The sequence below is a fragment of the Methyloglobulus morosus KoM1 genome, assembly GCF_000496735.2.
GTDB lineage: Bacteria > Pseudomonadota > Gammaproteobacteria > Methylococcales > Methylomonadaceae > Methyloglobulus > Methyloglobulus morosus.
In genome coordinates this window covers 1-20,219 of sequence record NZ_AYLO01000015.1, presented here as the reverse complement: position 1 = coordinate 20,219, position 20,219 = coordinate 1, and the positions used below count along the sequence as shown (strand labels likewise).

Sequence of the window (20,219 nt, the reverse complement as noted above, 5' to 3'; positions counted from 1 at the left end):
CGTGATAAATACGGCTCAACAGGCCAGATCGAAAGAAAAGGAATCAAGCGTTAAGGTTACAATACGTTAAGGTGTTGCACTTATTCCCTGAAATCCTCAACCCGGTTATTCGGGCTGCAATTGTTTGATTTGAAAATGCAAGACTATCCACGAGCCTACGACTGCTAAAGTGGTGGATAGGGTTAGCAAAAAGAAAGTCTCGGAATAACTGAAAAACATCAAATGAAAGGCACCTTTATATAAACCGGAAAGGTTTTCGACCGATTGCCTTAAAATCAGTAACATCGATGTCGCAATAAACCAGCCAGCGACACCGGAGAGAAATCCAATCCAAAACCCAGTATACAGAAATGGTCGCTGGATAAAGCCATTGGTCGCGCCGACCAATTTGGCGATGATAATTTCCTGCCGCCGATTGTGTATTTCCAGGCGTATGGTGTTGCCTGCGATAAAAAACACCGCCAACCCCAATAAGATAGCCAGCAGGATTGCGCTTAGGCGCGCGGTAGACACTATCGACTGTAAACGCTCAACCCAGGCCATGTCCATTTGGGCGAAATCGACCTCGGCGGATTGTTTGAAGTCCTCGAATAGCTGGGTCAATGCTTCTTTGTCTACCAGTGCATCTTTGGGCAACACCTCGATCACGATGGGCAAAGGGTTTTTTTCTAGCACCTCAATGGCATCGCCAAAGCCGCTAAAGTCCTTGAATTCAGCCATCGCCTGTTTTTTGGTAATGACTTTTACGTGCTGGATATTCGGTTTTTTTCGGATGTTGTCGGCGTATTTGTTGGCGTGGGCTTCTGAGATTTCATCCCGCAAAAACAAGGAGATTTGGTTGCTGGCTTCCAATCCGGTAGTTAATTGCTGTAAATTGACCACGACCAAGTAAAATCCGCTGGCCAAAGCAATGGCAAGTGCCAACACGCCTATCGTCATTGTCGAAGTAAAGGGGGTTGAAAACAGGCGGCCAAGGCTAGAAAAAAAGGACTGTGCGTGCTGGTCGCGATAGGCTTTCAGGCGGTCGGTAAAGTTTCCGCCCGCACTTTGGGTTTGGCGGACATCGGGCTTTACCGTCTTGGGCTTATGCGGATAGCTGTCAATCTGCTTCATGGCCTAACCTACTACCAATTGGCCGTGGTCCAGTTGCAGCACGCGATGGTTCATTTTTTGGATCAAGGAAATATCGTGGGATGCAATCAGGATAGTCACGCCAACATTCTGGAATTGTTCAAATAAGGCCATGATTTCGGCAGACAATTCGGGATCGAGATTGCCTGTGGGTTCATCGGCTATAATCATCGGCGGCTTGTTAACGACCGCCCTGGCGATGCCGACACGTTGCTGTTCCCCGCCCGACAAGCCCAGCGGAAGTTTTTTCTCCTTTCCTAGTAAGCCGACCTTGTCCAAAGCGGCACGTACCCGACGTGAGACTTCTTGATGCCCGTAACCCGCAATCACCAAAGGCAAAGCCACATTATCGAACACCGTCCTGTCTTGTAGCAACTTGTAATCCTGATAGATAAAGCCCATTTTTCGGCGGATATAAGGCACATGGCGTTCTTTAATGGCACTCAATTTTTGCCCGTCCAACACGATATCGCCGCGCGTGGCGCGTTCCATCACGGCAATCAATTTTAACACGGTGCTTTTGCCCGCACCGGAATGTCCGGTAAGGAATGCGATTTCGCCTTGTTTAAGATGAAAGTTGACGTTCTTCAGGACATCACCTGTCTCGGCATAGCGTTTGTAGACGTTTTCAAACTTGAGCATGGTTGGTTTTAATCGTTAACAAGTTCAGTCTTTGACGAACAAGGCATCGACAAAGGTTTCGGCATTAAAACCTTGGAGGTCATCAATGCCTTCGCCCACGCCGATAAAACGGATGGGAATGCCGGATTGCTTGGCTAAAGCAAAAATAACCCCCCCTTTTGCCGTACCGTCCAATTTGGTCAGGACGAGTCCGGTCAATCCTACGGCCTCGTTAAACAGTTTTGCTTGCGATAAGGCGTTTTGGCCTGTGCCGGCATCCAAAACCAGGATGACTTCATGAGGCGCTGTTTCGTCCAGCTTGGCCATAATGCGCTTAACCTTCTTCAATTCTTCCATCAAGTTATCTTTGGTGTGTAAGCGTCCGGCGGTATCTGCAATCAGGACATCCACACCTTTGGATTGTGCGGATTGGATACCGTCATAGATGACCGACGCAGAATCGGCTCCCGTCTGTTGCGCGACAACGTGAATATCATTACGCTGCCCCCAGGTTTGCAATTGCTCCACCGCCGCCGCCCTGAACGTGTCTCCTGCCGCCAACATGACTTTGTGGCCTTGAGCTTTCAGGCGTTTGGCAAGCTTGCCTATGGTCGTCGTTTTGCCCACACCGTTTACGCCGACAACCAATATGACAAATGGTTTATCTTGTTTGGGAATTCGTAACGGCTTACTGCAAGGTTCAAGTATGCTGAGCAATTCCTGTTTCAAGGCTGAGGTTAGCGCATCGCTATCGTTGAGTTGTTGACGCTCTAAGCTTTGGGTTAGGCGATTGATGATTTTGGTCGTGACATCAATGCCAACGTCTGCCATCAATAGGCTTGATTCGATGTCTTCCAGCAAATCTTCGTTGGCTTTTTGTCCCAAGGCCAAGTTTGCAAGGATACCGCCCAGGCCCGTTCGGGTTCGTGCGAGTTGGCTTTTAAGGCGTAGGTAGAGAGATTCGGGGGCGGGTTCTACATAAGGTTCTTCTACTGCAACGGGAATAATTTCCGGCTTTAACGCGGTGGCTTCCCGTTCTTTTGGCTCAGGCTTGGTCTCGAACTTTTCTAATTCAGGCGGTAGTTTCGTTGTTGGCTGAAGGGCTTCAACAAAACCAAAGCGACTATAAAAACTAATCGCGATTAGCGGCAACATGAGCAAAGCGGCAAAAACGGTATGGGCGACGACTACCCAAAGCGGCATGGCAAATCGATAGCCGATAACGCCCAAAGCCACTTGCACAAAAAGGAGAAAACTTAACCATAATCCAGATCTTCTTACGGATTTGGAGTTCCTTGCCGAAAGCGCACTCATCATCAATCCGTTGAATATGATGAAACATAGCATGGCACCTACCCGATGCAACCAGTTTGCGGCAACCTGAGCCTCAATGGATAGTGTGTTGTTGCCTGTCAGTAAGCCATTCAACAGGCCTTGATAATCCGCTTGCGGCCACCATTGCCCGTTACATTTCGGGAAGCCGACACAAGCAAGATCGGCATGGTTAACACCGACCCAACTACCCAAGGCAATCTGCAAAAACAGTAGCATTATCGAAAAGCGGGCAAACCCAGTGGGGCCCATCGGTACAGCAGATTGTGAAATGCCGCGGTCGGTCCGCAAATAAAGCCAAAATAGTGACCAGAAAATCGTCATACCCAGCAATAAATGGCCTGATATAAGGACGCTATGGTCTGGCATTTTTAGAATCCCTATCCCTAACGCGATCTGTAAGCCCAGCATGCCGGCTAGGCCCAAAGCTGCCGTCATCGCGGCGGGACGGCAATGGGTTTGCCACCAGGACATCAGCAATACGGTCAAGGTAACGGCAGCCAATGCATAGGCGGTCTGGAAATGAAAACCTTGAGGTTGAATGGCATCAAACAGCGGTGTTGATCCCAATAACCGGGCAAGCGAACCCGCCACCATAACCAACAGCGCCAAAGCCGTACCGAACAGCGTTATTTTTCTAAACATTTTTTTCCATTATCCCATTTGTGAAATTCGCAATAAGTGCATGAGATCACTTTTGACTTTGTAGGGGTCAAAACCCGGTTCGTACTGCATCATTAAATTACCCAATGGATCCATGAGCAACAACATCCCGTCCGGGATAGGGTTGTTCCTGATTTCGGTAATTTTTTTTGTCAATGCCATGCTGGGTTTTACTTTCAGCAATACTTTATCATCTTGCAACCATCGGTTTGCCGTTTCCGGCGACACTATTTTAAAAAAAACCACGGCCCGTCGGGTGCGCGGCAGGTCCTTATTTAACATCAAACGAAGCTGTTTGGTCTTATGGATAGCATCCAAGCAGACGCTATTGCAGTCCGCTTGAGGGATCACATTCAACATCACCCAATGGCCTTTAAGCTCGGCGATATTATCGGTGGAAAAGGTGTCCAATCCAATCAAATCGCTCCGTTCAGTGGTGATGACGGGCGTAATAAGCTGGCCTTTGTTGGTCTTTCCTTCGATAAAGGGTGCCTTTCCGCCAAATTGCCACGCTATCGCAAACGGAATTATTGCAATCCCGAATAGTAGCAGGACGATTATTCGGCTCTTGTTTTGTTGATTAATCATGAGGTTTATTAAAACCATACTTAATAAAAAGTACGGTGAGAGTTATTGCCAACAGAAACCATTGTACCGCATACGCGAGGTGTTTTTCAGGTGTCATGGTTTGCGGCATTTGCCATTCGCGAGTAAAACCATTTGCGGATCGTTCATCCAGTTCAACCTGAAAGTTGAATAAAGGATAACCTAGCTGCTTGGCTAAAATTTTAGTATCAACAACTTGCACCAGGGCCGGCCAATTATCGGAAGGAATTTCAGCGCCGGCCAATTGAAGACCGACCATAGGAAAACGGTTGATTCGACCGACAACAGTGGTTTCCTTGCCATCAACACGGATGTCAGGAAAATCCAATCGATGCTTACCCATGGGCAACCAACCCCGATTAACCAAAACGGCCTTGTTTTCGTTTGTCAGGCGGAATGGAGTCAGCACAAAATAACCCACTTTGCCCTTGCTTACCTGATTGTCCAACAAAAACTGGTGGCTGTTGTCATAACGGCCAACGGCTTGAATGTCCTTGTATAATAGTGTTTCCGAACTGGCCGGAATGTCTGCCGTCAATGTTAATATCCGTGCCGTTTGCCGTTGCGCTTGTAATTGGAGCAATGTCCGCTTTTCTTCGGCGCGGTTGAGCTGCCAAACAGCGAGGGCAAGTAGGATAGGCAGAAGACATAGGTAAGCTATCAGTGGTGCGCGTTGGTATTTCATCAGTTCTCTAGTGTTCTAAAGCCCATTTAACATGTTCGCGCACCAATTCAGAGGGATGTTGGAGCTTTGTTTTTAGCGCGTTGACAATCATTTCGGACTTGGGTGCATTGCCCAATGCTACGGCAATATTCCTCAACCAGCGTTCATGACCGATACGGCGGATTGCAGAGCCTTCGGTTTTAGTCAGGAATTCTTGTTCGCCCCAAGCGAAAACGTCCAGTAATTCTTGGGTATTCAGGCGATGCCGGGGATTAAAGTCCTTTTCAGCAGTGAGTTTGGCAAATCGGTTCCAGGGGCAGATAAGCTGGCAATCGTCACAACCGTAAATGCGGTTGCCAAGCAACGGCCTTAATTCTTCAGGAATCGAACCATGCAATTCAATCGTCAAATACGATATGCAACGCCTTGCATCAACTTGATAAGGGGCAACGATGGCGTGGGTTGGGCAGATGTCCAGGCAGGCGCGACAATCGCCGCAATGCTCTGTGCCAGGTTTATCGACAGGCAAGGGCAGGTCGGTATAGATTTCGCCCAGGAAAAACCATGACCCGGCTTTACGGTTAATCAGGTTAGAATGTTTCCCTATCCAGCCTAGGCCTGCTTTTTCCGCCAAGGCTTTTTCCAAAACGGGTGCGCTATCGACAAAAGCACGGTAGCCGAAATCACCGATCTCAGCATGAATACGATCAGCCAGCTTTTGCAAACGGCTTCGCATCAACTTATGATAATCGCGGCCTAGGGCATAACGCGAAATATAAGCCAGAAGCGGCTTCTCAAGAGATTGATTCATTTGGTTTTCAGGTTCGGGCAAATAATCCATTCGCACCGAAATAACGCGCTGTGTACCTGGATGCAATAATGCAGGTCTGCTACGCTTATGTCCATGCCTTTGCATATAATCCATGCTGCCATGGAAGTTGTTGGCTAGCCAGTTGCCCAGATGCGTCTCCGCTTGGGACAAATTCGTATCCGTGATGCCTAGTTGTTGAAAGCCCAGTTCTTGCCCCCAAGTTTTGATTTGTGCGGCCAGGCTAGCCATAAGGTCTGGGTTATTTAAGGTCATTAGGGGTTGTTTAAAAAATAGCTATAATACTAACGATACCATGCATAAACTACCGACAAAGCTATATACCGCCGCTCAAGTTAGGGAATTGGATCGCTTCCTGATGACTGAATGCGGCATCCCTGGCATTGAACTTATGAGTCGAGCCGGGAATGCCGTTTTTAGGCACCTGCGGATCAAGTGGCCCAATGCAAAATCCGTTAGCGTTTTTTGCGGTTCCGGTAATAATGCGGGCGATGGCTACATTATAGCCGGACTCGCACATGCCGTCGGCTTGAAAGTGATTGTTTACGCGGTCTCCGATCCTAATGACTTAAAAGGCAATGCGGAAATTGCCTATAAGGACTACATTAAGGACAAAGGAACGGTTCTGCCATTTGAAGCTGATGTGGAAACCAATGCCGATGTGGTGATTGATGCGTTATTAGGGACGGGGCTAAGCAAACCGATCACCGGGATTTACGCACAAGCTATCCAGTGTATCAACAAAAGCCGGGCGCATGTTATCGCTGTTGATGTGCCGTCCGGTTTGAATTCCGATACCGGCAGCATTATGGGGTGTGCGGTAAAAGCGGAATGTACGGTTACTTTTATCGGCTTGAAACAAGGTTTGTATACCGGTATGGCGGCTGATTATTGCGGGGAAATACTGTACTCGTCCTTAAGCGTACCTAAAGAAATTTTCCAGCATGTGGCGACAACAACTTATTGTGTCGTCAAAAAAAAATTTCCTCCTCGCGCCCGCAGTTCGCATAAAGGCAACCACGGGCATGTGTTGGTCATCGGCGGAGACCGGGGGTTTTCCGGCGCGGTGCGAATGGCTGGCGAGGCGGCATTACGGGKAGGCGCGGGCTTGGTCAGCATTGCCACCCATCCTGAACACGCTGCACTGCAGAATCTGGTCAGGCCGGAATTAATGTGCCATGGCGTGGAAAATACGGCGCAACTTTCGTCCTTGCTGGATAACGCCGATGTCATTGTCGTAGGCCCTGGGCTGGGGCAAAATCAGTGGGGGCTAGAACTTTTCACTGCCGCATTAAAATCCAATAAGCCATTGGTTATTGATGCGGACGGCCTGAATCTCCTGTCGCATGCCCCCGAAAAACGCACTAATTGGGTATTAACGCCGCATCCAGGGGAGGCGGCACGCTTATTGAATTGTGAAACAGCGACGGTGCAATATAACCGTTTTGCTGCTGCCGCTGCTATCCAAAGCCAATATGACGGCATTGTCGTCCTTAAGGGTTCTGGCACGCTGATAGCGTCAAGGGAGGAAACCGCAGTTTCAACAACGGGCAACCCCGGTATGGCATCAGGCGGTATGGGTGATGTGCTCGCCGGGGTGATAGCGGGATTAATTTCACAGGGTTTGTCACCCAAAGATTCGTCACAACAAGGGGTTTTTCTGCATGGCATGGCGGGTGACCTTGCTGCCGTGCAAGCAGGCGAAAGGGGGTTGTTGGCGAGCGACTTGATGCCGCATCTCAGGCAATTGGTCAATTAATGCAAAAATATTTACAGCATACGGAGGAAACCGAGCAATTGGGTGCCGAGTTGTATACGGCTTTGCCATCAAAATGTGTCGTTTATTTGCAGGGCGAATTAGGCGCAGGCAAAACGACTTTAGTTCGGGGTTATTTACGGGCAGCCGGATATGCTGGGACGGTCAAAAGCCCTACCTATAACTTAGTGGAAGAATATACGGTAGCGGGACAACAAATTTATCATTTTGATTTATATAGGCTTAACGATCCAGAAGAGTTGGAATGGATAGGCATCAACGACTATTTCAACCAAGATGGCGTGTGCTTCATTGAATGGCCGGACAAGGGCAAAGGCTTTTTGCCGAAGCCGGATAAGATAATTTCGTTAACTGTGCAAAGGGCAGGGCGGTTAGTAGATATTGCCGAATGTGACGAGCATCACAAAAATAATTAAAATATTTTTTGCCTAGCTATTTAAAAACAATAACATATTGCTATAATCTAATTAAGATTATCACTTTGTGGATTTGGGTATGTGGCGGCATAAGCAGTTTTTTTTTCTCCTTGTAGTTCTGGCAATCCCAATACCAGTGAGTTTTGCCCAGCAAATACATGTCAGTTCAGTACGTTATGTGGCTGCCCGTAACCAATCGAATGTCGTGTTGGCCGTTTCAGAGTCCCCGAAGCACCGGGTTTTCGTACTGGACAATCCCTCCCGTTTGGTGATCGATGTTAAAAATGCCCAAGTAGATAGAGGGCTAAGCCAACCTTCGGTATCCCATCCTTTGTTTGCGCACGTGCGTGCAGCCCCAAAAAATGGCTCTGATGTGCGGATAGTCATTGATTTGAAACAATCGGTTACTGCAAAAACCCATAAGCTGGCCACCAATAATTCAGACAATCGGCATTTAATCGTTAATTTGGTTGATAAAGACTCAACAACAGCGGCTAATACCGGCAGAAAAGTTTCAGAAAAGCTAACTAAACTTCAAGCGAACGACATTGAGGAACATATAGAAAAAGCGTCTACGTCATCATCCAAACATAAAACCAATAAGAAAGAGCGATTTATAGTGGCCATTGATGCAGGTCATGGTGGTGATGACCCAGGTGCGAGAGGGCCAAGCGGCACTCAAGAGAAACAAGTGACCTTAGCCATCGCAAAAAAACTGCAAGCCTTAATCAGTGGGCAGCCAGGAATGAAGGCTAAACTGGTACGAAAGGGCGATTACTACGTCGGTTTGCGAGAACGGATGAAAATTGCCCGTCAGGCTGGCGCCGATTTATTCATCTCTATCCATGCCGATGCGGTTAACAACCCGGATGTTCGAGGCGCGTCCGTTTACACTTTATCGAGAAATGGCGCTTCAAGTGAAGCCGCCCGATGGCTGGCGAATTCCGAGAACGCTAAAGAGAAAGTGGGCGGCGTTAATCTGGATGATAAAGATGAAGTGCTGGCTACGGTGCTTATGGATTTGTCACAAACCGCAACACAGCAAGCCAGTCTAAACCTTGCCGACAAAGTGCTGAAAAATTTCCACCACATAGGCGATTTACATTATGGCAGCGTCCAGAAAGCGGGTTTTGCGGTATTAAAATCACCGGATATTCCTTCCATATTGGTCGAAACAGCTTACATATCTAACCCGTCGGATGAGCTTAACTTAATGAGCGATCGCTACCAAACTAAAATGGCCCATGCGATTTTCAAAGGCATATTAAATTATTTTGAACAAATGGAACCGCTTGAAACCGATAGGGTGGCGAAATTATAGTAATGCAATTTTAAGGATTTTGTTATATGTTAAACACTTGCAGTTAAATTATTGAGGATTGTTAATGACAATTGACACTTTTTTTGAGTTCATCAACACCTACCCCGCGTGTTATTTTGTTTTAGGTCTTATGGTGGGATACTTTTTGCACGGGCTTGTAATAAACGGTTTTTCTTCAAAAACCCGCAGCAAACGTCCAAGCCGTTATGAAAGCAAAAAGACCGATTCCACAATTAAGCGATCAAATGTAGTGACTGAATCAAGTGAACCTTTCTTCTGAGTCGGTGTTTTGCGTTGCACAGTAATGCGCTAGCGTTTCTGAATAAAAATTGCTGTGCAAGCGGATTCCATACATGGCTTGATTCACACAACAAGCCCACGTCATGCCACGCACGGAATTAACGCCATTCCCCAATGAGGCCAGGAGAAGGATACTTAAAGCCTAGCGAGTAACGATTCCCCACCCGCTAACTATCCAGTTTTTATCCGGTCGTATAGAATGGCGTTTTAATTCCGGGCAATTCTATGCGCGTCCAAATACTCCCTGTCCAACTCATTAACCAGATCGCCGCCGGCGAAGTGGTCGAACGGCCTTCTTCTGTTGTAAAAGAATTGGTTGAAAATTGCTTCGATGCGGGGGCGACGTCTATCAGCATCGACATAGAGCAGGGTGGGGCGCGGCGTATTCGTATCAGAGATGACGGTTGCGGCATCGTGAAAGACGATTTGCCGTTGGCGCTGTCCCGCCATGCCACCAGCAAGATAGCGTCATTCGAGGACTTGGAGCGTGTTGCCAGCATGGGCTTTCGCGGCGAGGCTTTGCCCAGCATAAGTTCGGTCTCAAGGCTGACGTTAATCTCTCGCATTGCCCAAGCTGATTGCGCCTGGCGGGTGTCCACGGATGGCACCGAACAAGATTTCGACCTGCAACCCGATCCCCATCCGCAAGGCACTACCGTTGATGTCCGAGACTTGTTTTACAACACACCCGCCCGTCGCAAATTCTTGAAAACCGAGAAAACCGAATTTGCCCATATTGAGAGCCTGATCCAAAAAATGGCACTTAGCCGATTTGATATTGCCTTTTCCTTATCCCATAACCAAAAGGAGATTTTCCAATTACCTTTAGCGATGACAGAAGCCGAACAGCAACAACGGATTGCCGGGATTTGCGGTTCGGTCTTTTTGGATAATTCGATAAAAATCGATGTCGCTTCATCGGGCTTGCAACTGACAGGTTGGGTAGGATTGCCGACTTTTTCCCGTAGCCAACAAGACATGCAGTTTTTCTATGTGAACGGGCGCTTGGTACGGGATAAGCTGATCGCCCACGCCGTCAGGCAGGCGTTCCAGGATGTCTTATTTAATGGGCGACATCCGGTTTTTGTGTTGTACCTAACCCTTGATCCCGGCTTGGTCGATGTCAATGCCCATCCGGCAAAGTTGGAAGTTAGGTTTAGGGAAGGGCGGTTGGTGCATGATTTCCTGTTTTCGGCATTACACCGGTCATTGGCGGAAATCAGGCCAACGCCGCATATAGTTAAAATCGACCCTGATAGCCATCGTCCGTTTAATGCCATTAACCCTCACAAAGATTTGACGCCAACAGATGCCAACAATGCGTTAATCGGCCGTAACGGGACTTACTCGGCTTATTCCCCCATACAATCCGCATTGCCTTATCAAGTTGAGGAAACTATTCAAGCGTATGCCAAACTGTATGCTGGAACAGGTGTAATGGCTGAACAAAAACCAGAACAAGCCATGCAACAGGGTTTTCCACCTTTAGGTCATGCCATTGCCCATTTGCACAATATTTACATTTTGGCCGAAACCTGTACCGGTATTGTTCTGGTTGATGCCCACGCCGCCCACGAAAGGGTTTTGTATGAAAGGATGAAAATCCAAGCACAACAAGGTACTGTACCTAGCCAGCCTTTGCTGTTGCCCATCAAATTCAATGTCAGCCTAGCGGAAGCAGACATTACCGAACAAGCGGCGGAGTTGTTTACGGATTTAGGTTTTGAAATCAACCGTTCTGGGCCTGAAACCATTGTCGTCCGTTCTGTGCCTGCATTGATGAATAACACGGATATGGAAACCTTGATCCGTGACGTCATAGCAGACCTTGCCCAACATGGCTTAAGCCTACGGATGCAAGATCACGGTAACCACATCCTGGCAACAGTCGCTTGCCACAGCGCGGTACGGGCGCATCGTCGGCTTACCATCGACGAAATGAACGCTTTATTGCGGGATATGGAACGCACCGAGAATAGCGGTGTATGCAACCATGGTCGGCCAACCTGGGTGAAATTATCGACCAATGATTTGGATAAGTTTTTTTTGCGTGGGCAATAAGCTTAAATCAACCTCACTCTCATCTAACAGGGGGTGGGAGTGAATTAAATGCTTATATGCCACTCATCCCAGCCTTCTTCCTCAAGAGACAAGAAACAAATAGGCTGTATTGAAGTGACCTAGAACCATCAGCGTTGATATGAAGTGCTATACTCCTCAACAACTTAGCCAAACAAAAACAATAAACGAGAGAGCCAACAATTGCGATTTAATGCAGCAAATAAAGAAATAACGACTGCCCGCATTGACCGCACAGGGGAAACAAAGAACACATGAACCAACAAGCCTTATCCGCCTTCATTTGGTCGGTTGCCGACCTGCTGCGCGGCGATTACAAGCAATCCGAATACGGCAAGATCATCCTGCCGTTCACGCTATTGCGCCGTATGGATTGCATACTGGAAAAAACCAAGGCGGCGGTTCTTGCCGAACATCAAGAAAAATCGAACTTAGACCTGAACGCTGCACCGTTCTTGCTGCGACAATCGGGCTGCGGTTTTTACAATATTTCGCCTTTGGACATGAAAATATTGATGGGCGACCAAGACCATATCAAGGACAACCTGTTCTCCTATATTCAGGGATTTTCAGCAGAGACCCGGGATATTTTCGAGCGCTTTGAGTTTCACGCCCAAATTGATCGGCTCGATAAAGCCAAACTGCTATACCAAGTCACCGAACGCTTCGCCAATATCGACCTGCATCCCAATAAGGTTAGCAACGACCAAATGGGCTTGGCGTTTGAAGAACTGATCCGTAAATTTGCCGAAATTTCCAACGAAACGGCGGGGGAGCATTTCACCCCGCGCGAAGTCATTGACCTGATGGTTAACCTACTCTTTATTGAAGACAACGATGCCCTGGTAAAACCCGGCGTTATCCGCACCATCTACGATCCGGCGGCGGGTACGGGCGGCATGTTGTCGATTGCCGACCAATACATGACGGAACATAACCCGGATGCCCGCTTAATCATGTACGGGCAAGAACTCAACCCGGAATCTTACGCCATCTGTAAGTCCGACCTGCTGATAAAAGGGCAAAACGTCGCCAATATTGCCTTTGGCAACACCTTCTCCGAAGACGGCTACCCGCACCAAAAATTCGACTACATGCTCTCCAATCCGCCTTTCGGCGTGGAATGGAAAAAGGTCGAAAAAGAAATACGCAAGGAACACGAACAACAAGGCTTTAATGGCCGTTTCGGCCCCGGCTTGCCGCGTGTGTCCGATGGTTCATTGCTGTTCCTGCTGCACCTGATAAGTAAAATGCGTCCGGCCAATGACGGCGGCAGCCGCTTTGGCATTGTCCTCAACGGTTCGCCCTTGTTCACGGGCGGGGCAGGTTCAGGCGAAAGTGAAATCCGCCGTTATGTGCTGGAAAATGACCTTGTGGAAGCTATCATCGGCTTGCCGACCGATATGTTCTACAACACGGGCATATCAACCTATGTCTGGATACTCTCAAACCGCAAGCCGGAGCATCGCAAAGGCACGGTGCAATTAATTGATGCCAGTGGCTTTTGGCAGAAGATGCGGAAAAGTCTTGGCTCCAAGCGCAAAGAATTGTCGGATGACCATATCGCCGAAATTACCCGCCTGTTCGGGCACAACATCGAAGCCAGCGAGGCGTTGCCTCCCTCTCCCCGTGCGGGAGAGGGGTCGGGGGTGAGGGGGCGTAACAAACCCATTTCCCGTATCTTCAAAAACAGTGATTTTGGCTATCGCACCATCACCGTTGAACGCCCGTTAAAAGACGAGAACGGTAAGTTAATCTTAGGTGAAAAAGGCAAACTCAAAGGCAAGCCGCAACCGGATTCTAGTTTGCGCGATACCGAAAACATGCCGCTTAGCGAAGATGTGGAAACCTACTTCAAGCGCGAAGTGCTGCCCCATGCCCTTGATGCGTGGATAGACCACGACAAAACCAAAGTCGGCTATGAAATCCCGTTCAACCGACATTTTTATGTGTTCGAGCCGCCGCGTGAACTGGCCGAGATAGACGCGGACCTGAAGCAATGCACCGACCGGATTTTGAGCTTGATTCACGAGCTTTCAACATGACCTTAGCAAACGCCCGTGAGTTACGTAAAAACGCCACCGATTCTGAGCGGTTATTGTGGCAGCATCTTCGCGCTCATCGCTTGCAGGGTTTTAAATTCAAACGCCAGCAACCTCTAGGTTTATATATTGTCGATTTCGTCTGCTTTGAAGCCCGGTTGATTGTTGAGGCCGATGGCGGCCACCATGCAGAACAGGCAGAATACGATACTCGTCGTGATGATTGGCTACGTAGCCAGGGCTTTATCGTTTTACGGTTTTGGAATAATGATATTTTGACTAATATTGAAGGGGTGTTGGAAAGCATTCTTGAGGGTTGTCAGAATTCAAGCGCACCCTCTCCCCAACCCCTCCCCCGTCGAGGGGGAGGGGCTAAAGTGAATCCCGCAGGTCGCCAAAATACCCATCCCGACCAAACCGAAGCCCAATCCTCCCCTCTCCCCTTGCGGGAGAGGGGTCGGGGGAGAGGGGGCAAGGGCCTATGAGTTTTCCGCGTTACCCTAGCTACAAGGATAGTGGCGTGGAATGGCTGGGTGAAGTGCCGGAGCATTGGGAATTGAAGCGTCTTAAACGTAACCTGCGACTATTGACCGAAAAAACTGACCGACGTGGAAGCCCTGTTGCACTAGAAAATATAGAAAGTTGGTCAGGGCGTTTTATCCAGACTGAAACGACGTTTGAAGGGGAAGGGATTGCCTTTGAGCGTAGAGACATCTTGTTTGGGAAACTGCGTCCATATCTTGCAAAAGCATACCTAGCTGAAAGTGCAGGTGAAGCGATAGGTGACTTCCATGTTATGCGCCCTACAAAAGGCACAGACAGCCGCTTCTCACAGTATCAAATGCTAAATCGTGAATTCATTGCTATTGTTGATAGCTCTACATTCGGCGCAAAAATGCCCCGTGTTAGCTGGGATTTTCTAAGTAACATAGTTTTGACAACACCACCCATTTCAGAACAACAAACCATCGCCGCCTTCCTCGACCGCGAAACCGCGAAAATTGATGCGCTGATTGCCGAACAGCAACGGCTGATCGAACTGCTCAAGGAAAAGCGGCAAGCGGTCATTTCCCACGCCGTCACCAAAGGCCTAAATCCCAACGCACCGATGAAGGATTCAGGCATCGAATGGCTGGGCGAAGTGCCTGAGCATTGGGGATATGGTGCATTGAGTTACCTTTCTAAAATTGATACTGGATCAACCCCAGATAGAGGTAAGCCTGAGTATTGGAATGGTGACATTCCTTGGCTAAAAACAGGCGAGGTAAATTATGGGCTGATCACCAGTGCTGAAGAATACATTACTGAGACAGGATTAAATAATTCTTCAGCACGACTTGCGAATGAAGGTACTTTGTTAATGGCAATGTATGGTCAGGGCGTTACGCGAGGTAGAGTTGCGATTCTTGGAATTAAGGCTGCATACAACCAAGCGTGTGCAGCTATTTTTCTCAATGAGAGGCTCAATAACGAATATACACAGTATTTTTTTATTATGGCTTATGACTTCATAAGAGACACTGGAAATGAAACCAGTCAAATGAACTTAAGCTCTGGAATTATTAGCAAGATTAAAGTTTTATTGCCACCAATTAGAGAACAATTAGAAATTGTCGGCTATCTAAAAAAACAAACGACAAATCTGGATTTTTTACAAACCGAAGCCAAAACCGCCATTACCCTACTCCAAGAACGCCGCACCGCCCTAATTTCCGCCGCCGTAACCGGAAAAATTGACGTGCGAAGCCTGGTAGCAGATAAGACTTAAGCGTCGCACTTGCTCCCTCCCCCTCGATGGGGGAGGGCTGGGGAGAGGGTGTGGCTTATTATTCCCCCTCTCCCTAACCCTCTCCCACAAGGGGAGATGGGACTTTTTTGAGCGCACAGGTCAACAATCCGGGCATGATTGCCAAATCAAACAATACGGCTATAATACCTATATTAGCTAGTTGGAGAAAAGAACCATGCGTACCATGACCTCTGTCGAAGCCCAAAACCGTTTTGGGGAATTACTGGACGCGGCACAACGCGAACCTGTCACGATTACTCGGCGCGGCCGGCCGGTTGCTTATGTGCTGTCGCAACATGAATATGATGCTTTATCGCAAGCGCATGAAAAAACGAATAACCAAGCGGCGCAGGCAGCGGCACACGCGGCAATTGCAGCTTTTCGCGGTAAAGGCAAAGGCGGTGCGGTGGAACGCCTATTAGAGGATCGCCGGATTGATCGTGAACGTGAGGCATGAGCGGATTTTTACTGGATACCTCGGCATTATTGGCTTTGCGTGACAATGAACCAGGGGCGGATCGAGTCAGCGAGCTATTGCAAAAAGCCCAAGATGGTGATTTGACTTGTTACGGCTGTTTCATGACGCTAATGGAAGTGTTTTATCGTGTCTGGAAAGATGAGGGTGAATTAGCGGGACGTGAGTCTTATGCTGATTGTCTTGCTTTGCCTATTCAATGGTTTCACGAATCGCCTGAATTGTTGATACGTGCTGTATCGATAAAAGCGACACAACGGATGTCTCTAGCCGACTCCTGGATAGCCGCGGTCGCACTGGAAAATAGTGCTGCCTTAGTGCATAAAGACCCGGAATTTGAAAATTTGCCGGGCTTACTTGAAGAACGCTTGCCTTATAAATAAAGGACGTTTGATGACCCTGCACAAAGAAATCCATTTCGAAAACGAAATCTGCGACCATCTAGCCGCTAACGGCTGGKTTTATTCACAAGGCGACGCGGCCAATTATGACCGGACACGGACGCTGTTTCCGCCCGACGTGATTGCTTGGGTGCAAGAAACCCAACCGAAGGCATGGGAGGCTTTGCAAAAGAACCACGGCGCACAAGCGGCGGATGTGTTGCTGGGACGGCTGCGGGATTCCATAAACCAACGCGGCACGTTAGACGTTTTACGTCATGGCATTGAACTGCTCGGCTTGCGGCAACCGCTCGCGCTTGCCCAATTCAAGCCGGCTTTGGCTATGAATCCCGACATTCTCACCAAATACGCGGCTAATCGGCTGCGGGTCGTGCGGCAGTTGCGTTATTCGCTGCATAACGAAAACGCGCTGGATTTGGGATTATTTTTGAATGGGATTCCGGTTGCCACGGCGGAGCTAAAAACCGACTTCACCCAATCGGTTGAGGATGCCATTGACCAATACCGCTTTGACCGTGAGCCGCGCCCAAAGGGGCAGGGGAGCGCCGAACCCTTATTGTCTTTCCCCAATGGGGCATTGGTGCATTTCGCGGTCAGTAATAGTGAAGTGTCTATGACCACGCAGTTAGAAGGAGCGGCAACGCGCTTTCTGCCATTCAACCGTGGCGACAATGGCGCGGCTGGTAATCCGCCGAATTTGCGTGTTACACCCTCACCCCAGCCCTCTTCCATCAAGGGAGAGGGAGCAACGCCGGAAACTCCCCTCGCCCCTGGCGGGAGAGGGCTGGGTGAGGGGGAACGACACTACGGTCATCGCACCGCTTATTTGTGGGAAGAAATCTGGGCGCGGGATAGCTTACTGGAGATACTAGGCCGTTATCTGGTCACGCAAAAAGACGAGAAAAAGCAGATTAAGAAAGTTATTTTCCCGCGTTTTCATCAGTTGGATGCCACCCGCAAGCTGCTGGCGGCGGTGCTGGCCGAAGGGCAGGGCGGTAAATACCTGATCCAGCATTCTGCGGGTTCAGGCAAAACCAATTCAATTGCATGGTCGGCGCATTTCTTGGCCGATTTGCACAGTGCCAGCCATGAAAAACTGTTTGATACCGTGTTAGTGGTTTCTGACCGTACCGTGCTGGACGACCAGTTACAGGAAGCGATTTTCGATTTTGAACGCACGGCTGGTGTGGTTGCCACCATCAAAGGCGAGAGTGCCAGCAAAAGCGGCGAATTGGCGGCGGCGCTGTCCGGTGGCAAGAAAATTGTAGTCTGCACCATCCAAACCTTCCCATTCGCGCTCAAGGCTGTGCAGGAGTTGGCCGCAACCCAAGGCAAGCGCTTTGCCGTGATCGCCGATGAGGCGCATTCTTCGCAAACGGGCGAAGCGGCGGCCAAGCTGAAAGCCGTGTTATCGGTGGAAGAATTGCAGGATTTGGCAGACGGCGGCGAAGTTAGCACCGAAGACCTGCTGGCCGCGCAAATGGAAAACAGGGCGGCGGAAAGCGGCATTACCTATGTGGCATTTACGGCCACGCCCAAGGCCAAAACCCTTGAACTATTCGGGCGACTCTCGAATCCCGATTTGCCAGCCAGTGCGGACAACCTGCCAGCGCCGTTTCATGTGTATTCGATGCGGCAAGCAATTGAGGAAGGCTTCATCCTCGATGTGCTGCAAAATTACACGCCTTATAAACTGGCTTTCAAGCTCGCCCATGACGGCAAAGAACTGGATGATAAGGAGGTCGAGCGCAACGAAGCCCTCAAGGGTATTATGCGCTGGGTTAGGCTGCATCCCTACAATATCAGCCAAAAAGTGCAGGTCGTGGTCGAGCATTTTCGTGAAAATGTCGCCCCACTCTTAAACGGCAAGGCTAAGGCAATGGTGGTGGTCGGTAGCCGTGTTGAAGCGGTGCGCTGGCGGTTGGCGATTGAGTCCTATATCAAAAGCCCAAGGCTATAAAATCGGCATATTGGTTGCGTTTTCCGGCGAGGTCAACGATAGCCAATCGGGTGCTGACCCGTTCAGCGAAACCAGTAAAACCATGAACCCGAACCTTAAAGGGCCGGGTATCCGTGAAGCCTTTGACACGGACGACTATCAAATCCTGCTGGTCGCCAACAAGTTTCAAACCGGATTCGATCAACCCCTGTTATGCGGAATGTATGTAGATAAACGGTTGGCGGGTATTACGGCGGTGCAAACCCTGTCTCGTCTCAATCGCGCCTATCAGGGCAAAGATACTACTTATGTGGTGGATTTTATCAATGATCCCGAAGAAATCCTGAGTGCCTTCAAAACTTACTATGAAACCGCCGAATTATCCGGTGTTACCGATCCGCACCGGGTTTATGACTTGCGTATGAAACTCGATGCGGCAGGATTCTATGATGAATTCGAGGTCAATCGTGTGGTTGAGGTGGAATTCAACCCGAAGGCGAAGCAAAGCGATCTTGCCGGAGCGTTAGAGCCTGTTGTCTCGCGGATATTGCATCGTTACAAAGCCGTTCAAGACAGGAAGAAGGCGGCCATTGCCAAAGAAGATGACAATGCCGCCGAAGATGCACACAACGAAATGGAAGCGCTTAACCAGTTCAAGCATGATATGGGCGCATTCCAGCGTATGTATGCCTTCCTGTCCCAGATATTTGATTATGGCAACACGGCTATTGAAAAGCGTTATATCTTTTATAAACGCTTAATTCCGCTGTTGGAATTCGGGCGGGAACGTGAAGGCCTTGACCTGTCTAAAGTGGTGTTGACGCACCATAACCTAAAAGCCGAGGGAAAGCGGACATTAGCCCTGGTCGATGGTGAATACCCAAAACTGACACCAATGGAAGGTGCTGGCAGCGGTCAGGTGCAGGAAAAAGAAAAAGCCTATCTGGCTGAAATCATTGCCAAGGTGAACGATTTGTTTGAAGGAGAATTGTCCGATGACGACCAGCTTATCTATGTTAATAACGTCATCAAAGGCAAATTGCTGGAATCGAAAACCCTGGTGCAACAAGCCGCCAACAACACCAAACAACAGTTCGCTATCTATCACATGAGCTAATGAACGCCATTATGGATGCCTTGGCTGCACATAGCACGATGAGCAAACAAGCGTTGGAATCCGAAAAGGTTCGCGTTGGATTAAAGGATATTTTGCTTGGTCCTGGGCAGCTTTATGAGGCGTTGAGGGAACGGTCGAGCGAAAGTATTGAATAGTGAAGGCAATTATTTGTAGAATAGTTTCCTTTAAGGGGCTTATAAAAACAAGTGGTTGATTGGGAAAATCAACAATATTACGCTCAAATTCTTCGCATAAGAATGTAGTCTATATGAATAATTGCAAAATAATGTAGACAATAGTATATGTTTTGAATACCATCGTATCGTAAAACTTTAATTGTCATTTTGGGGTTTTGCGTGAATTCAGAATATGAATCTACAACAGAACCAAGTTACCCGGTTCGCAAAGTAAAAGGACTTACTGGAACAGGTTATGCCGACCTGAATAGTTGGCCAACCCTTGATGAAGGGGCGCTTGAGGAAAAAAACGCAATATTTTTTTATTAAGTTTTTCTCTAAGATCATAATGTAGAGCCAATATTGTCTGCATTGCACCGACAGCCCCAAACCCATAATTGTCTACCTTAATTGCTTTAGTTCTTGTATATGGATTTATATGCTGCCCAGGCACTAAGCCTCGCCAACCATAAATTAATCCATCGGGATGAGTCAGAAGACATCGTTCTTTGATTAAGCGATGTATGTGTTTTAAACCAAT

19 protein-coding genes are annotated in these 20,219 nt (G+C 48.5%); 12 read left to right on the top strand and 7 right to left on the bottom strand.

Going from position 1 to position 20,219, the window contains the following annotated elements; translation table 11 throughout:
* Positions 1 to 105: 105 nt before the first annotated feature.
* From ftsX to queG, 6 genes are read right to left on the bottom strand one after another with little or no spacing between them, the layout of a single operon-like run.
* The gene (gene ftsX, locus MGMO_RS02380; protein WP_023493423.1) at positions 106 to 1,113 is read right to left on the bottom strand and encodes a permease-like cell division protein FtsX; all 1,008 of its coding nucleotides are present in this window, start codon (positions 1,111 to 1,113) and stop codon (positions 106 to 108) included.
* A 3-nt stretch (positions 1,114 to 1,116) separates the two neighbouring features.
* The gene (gene ftsE / locus MGMO_RS02375) at positions 1,117 to 1,773 is read right to left on the bottom strand and encodes a cell division ATP-binding protein FtsE (RefSeq protein ID WP_023493422.1); all 657 of its coding nucleotides are present in this window, start codon (positions 1,771 to 1,773) and stop codon (positions 1,117 to 1,119) included.
* Between the two features lie 24 nt (positions 1,774 to 1,797).
* A complete protein-coding gene (ftsY, locus tag MGMO_RS02370; protein ID WP_023493421.1) occupies positions 1,798 to 3,729 on the bottom strand; it encodes a signal recognition particle-docking protein FtsY in 1,932 nt (643 codons plus the stop codon).
* 9 nt (positions 3,730 to 3,738) lie between these two features.
* On the bottom strand, positions 3,739 to 4,335 hold the full coding sequence (locus MGMO_RS02365) for a hypothetical protein (protein ID WP_023493420.1): 597 nt from the start codon (positions 4,333 to 4,335) through the stop codon (positions 3,739 to 3,741).
* Positions 4,328 to 5,038 carry an SURF1 family protein gene (locus tag MGMO_RS02360; protein ID WP_023493419.1) on the bottom strand — a complete coding sequence of 237 codons (711 nt, stop codon included), beginning with the start codon at positions 5,036 to 5,038 and terminating at the stop codon, positions 4,328 to 4,330. Before MGMO_RS02360 ends, MGMO_RS02365 begins: the two co-directional genes overlap by 8 nt.
* A gap of 7 nt (positions 5,039 to 5,045) precedes the next feature.
* On the bottom strand, positions 5,046 to 6,101 hold the full coding sequence (gene queG, locus MGMO_RS02355) for a tRNA epoxyqueuosine(34) reductase QueG (protein ID WP_023493418.1): 1,056 nt from the start codon (positions 6,099 to 6,101) through the stop codon (positions 5,046 to 5,048).
* 40 nt (positions 6,102 to 6,141) lie between these two features.
* Here queG and MGMO_RS02350 point away from each other — a divergent pair, with 40 nt between their 5' ends.
* The 12 genes from MGMO_RS02350 (at position 6,142) to MGMO_RS20230 (ending at position 19,657) form a co-directional block, all read left to right on the top strand.
* Complete coding sequence (locus MGMO_RS02350; RefSeq protein WP_023493417.1) at positions 6,142 to 7,605, top strand: bifunctional ADP-dependent NAD(P)H-hydrate dehydratase/NAD(P)H-hydrate epimerase; 1,464 nt, start codon at positions 6,142 to 6,144, stop codon at positions 7,603 to 7,605.
* A complete protein-coding gene (tsaE, locus tag MGMO_RS02345) occupies positions 7,605 to 8,039 on the top strand; it encodes a tRNA (adenosine(37)-N6)-threonylcarbamoyltransferase complex ATPase subunit type 1 TsaE (protein WP_023493416.1) in 435 nt (144 codons plus the stop codon). Before MGMO_RS02350 ends, tsaE begins: the two co-directional genes overlap by 1 nt.
* 79 nt (positions 8,040 to 8,118) lie before the next feature.
* Complete coding sequence (locus MGMO_RS02340; protein WP_023493415.1) at positions 8,119 to 9,360, top strand: N-acetylmuramoyl-L-alanine amidase; 1,242 nt, start codon at positions 8,119 to 8,121, stop codon at positions 9,358 to 9,360.
* 525 nt (positions 9,361 to 9,885) lie between these two features.
* Positions 9,886 to 11,721, top strand: a complete 1,836-nt coding sequence (mutL, locus tag MGMO_RS02330; RefSeq protein WP_023493413.1) for a DNA mismatch repair endonuclease MutL — start codon at positions 9,886 to 9,888, stop codon at positions 11,719 to 11,721.
* Positions 11,722 to 11,993: 272 nt separating this feature from the next.
* Positions 11,994 to 13,784 carry a type I restriction-modification system subunit M gene (locus MGMO_RS02325; protein WP_023493412.1) on the top strand — a complete coding sequence of 597 codons (1,791 nt, stop codon included), beginning with the start codon at positions 11,994 to 11,996 and terminating at the stop codon, positions 13,782 to 13,784.
* The gene (locus MGMO_RS02320; RefSeq protein WP_023493411.1) at positions 13,781 to 14,266 is read left to right on the top strand and encodes an endonuclease domain-containing protein; all 486 of its coding nucleotides are present in this window, start codon (positions 13,781 to 13,783) and stop codon (positions 14,264 to 14,266) included. The genes MGMO_RS02325 and MGMO_RS02320 overlap by 4 nt, the downstream gene beginning before the upstream one ends.
* Entirely contained in the window at positions 14,263 to 15,549 is a 1,287-nt protein-coding gene (locus MGMO_RS02315) for a restriction endonuclease subunit S (RefSeq protein WP_023493410.1), read from the top strand. Before MGMO_RS02320 ends, MGMO_RS02315 begins: the two co-directional genes overlap by 4 nt.
* 196 nt (positions 15,550 to 15,745) lie before the next feature.
* The gene (locus tag MGMO_RS18835) at positions 15,746 to 16,027 is read left to right on the top strand and encodes a type II toxin-antitoxin system Phd/YefM family antitoxin (RefSeq protein WP_023493409.1); all 282 of its coding nucleotides are present in this window, start codon (positions 15,746 to 15,748) and stop codon (positions 16,025 to 16,027) included.
* Complete coding sequence (locus tag MGMO_RS02305) at positions 16,024 to 16,428, top strand: PIN domain-containing protein (RefSeq protein ID WP_023493408.1); 405 nt, start codon at positions 16,024 to 16,026, stop codon at positions 16,426 to 16,428. The genes MGMO_RS18835 and MGMO_RS02305 overlap by 4 nt, the downstream gene beginning before the upstream one ends.
* 10 nt (positions 16,429 to 16,438) lie before the next feature.
* Positions 16,439 to 18,406, top strand: a complete 1,968-nt coding sequence (locus MGMO_RS20240) for a type I restriction endonuclease subunit R (RefSeq protein ID WP_023493407.1) — start codon at positions 16,439 to 16,441, stop codon at positions 18,404 to 18,406.
* Positions 18,375 to 19,502, top strand: coding sequence for a type I restriction endonuclease subunit R (locus MGMO_RS20235; protein WP_200922692.1), 1,128 nt, complete (start codon positions 18,375 to 18,377; stop codon positions 19,500 to 19,502). The genes MGMO_RS20240 and MGMO_RS20235 overlap by 32 nt, the downstream gene beginning before the upstream one ends.
* Positions 19,502 to 19,657 carry a hypothetical protein gene (locus MGMO_RS20230; protein ID WP_023493405.1) on the top strand — a complete coding sequence of 52 codons (156 nt, stop codon included), beginning with the start codon at positions 19,502 to 19,504 and terminating at the stop codon, positions 19,655 to 19,657. The genes MGMO_RS20235 and MGMO_RS20230 overlap by 1 nt, the downstream gene beginning before the upstream one ends.
* A gap of 262 nt (positions 19,658 to 19,919) precedes the next feature.
* On the opposite strand, the gene MGMO_RS20460 is transcribed toward MGMO_RS20230, so the two are convergent.
* Positions 19,920 to 20,219, bottom strand: a 300-nt coding sequence (locus MGMO_RS20460) for a hypothetical protein (RefSeq protein WP_036306564.1), incomplete at its 5' end; no start/stop codon positions are given.

Bases quoted from the DNA above. Each gene is read 5' to 3' on its own strand.
- ftsX (WP_023493423.1), bottom strand. From the start codon at position 1,113: ATGAAGCAGATTGACAGCTATCCGCATAAGCCCAAGACGGTAAAGCCC.
- ftsE (WP_023493422.1), bottom strand. From the start codon at position 1,773: ATGCTCAAGTTTGAAAACGTCTACAAACGCTATGCCGAGACAGGTGAT.
- ftsY (WP_023493421.1), bottom strand. From the start codon at position 3,729: ATGTTTAGAAAAATAACGCTGTTCGGTACGGCTTTGGCGCTGTTGGTT.
- MGMO_RS02365 (WP_023493420.1), bottom strand. From the start codon at position 4,335: ATGATTAATCAACAAAACAAGAGCCGAATAATCGTCCTGCTACTATTC.
- MGMO_RS02360 (WP_023493419.1), bottom strand. From the start codon at position 5,038: ATGAAATACCAACGCGCACCACTGATAGCTTACCTATGTCTTCTGCCT.
- queG (WP_023493418.1), bottom strand. From the start codon at position 6,101: ATGACCTTAAATAACCCAGACCTTATGGCTAGCCTGGCCGCACAAATC.
- tsaE (WP_023493416.1), top strand. From the start codon at position 7,605: ATGCAAAAATATTTACAGCATACGGAGGAAACCGAGCAATTGGGTGCC.
- MGMO_RS02340 (WP_023493415.1), top strand. From the start codon at position 8,119: ATGTGGCGGCATAAGCAGTTTTTTTTTCTCCTTGTAGTTCTGGCAATC.
- mutL (WP_023493413.1), top strand. From the start codon at position 9,886: ATGCGCGTCCAAATACTCCCTGTCCAACTCATTAACCAGATCGCCGCC.
- MGMO_RS02325 (WP_023493412.1), top strand. From the start codon at position 11,994: ATGAACCAACAAGCCTTATCCGCCTTCATTTGGTCGGTTGCCGACCTG.
- MGMO_RS02320 (WP_023493411.1), top strand. From the start codon at position 13,781: ATGACCTTAGCAAACGCCCGTGAGTTACGTAAAAACGCCACCGATTCT.
- MGMO_RS02315 (WP_023493410.1), top strand. From the start codon at position 14,263: ATGAGTTTTCCGCGTTACCCTAGCTACAAGGATAGTGGCGTGGAATGG.
- MGMO_RS18835 (WP_023493409.1), top strand. From the start codon at position 15,746: ATGCGTACCATGACCTCTGTCGAAGCCCAAAACCGTTTTGGGGAATTA.
- MGMO_RS02305 (WP_023493408.1), top strand. From the start codon at position 16,024: ATGAGCGGATTTTTACTGGATACCTCGGCATTATTGGCTTTGCGTGAC.
- MGMO_RS20230 (WP_023493405.1), top strand. From the start codon at position 19,502: ATGAACGCCATTATGGATGCCTTGGCTGCACATAGCACGATGAGCAAA.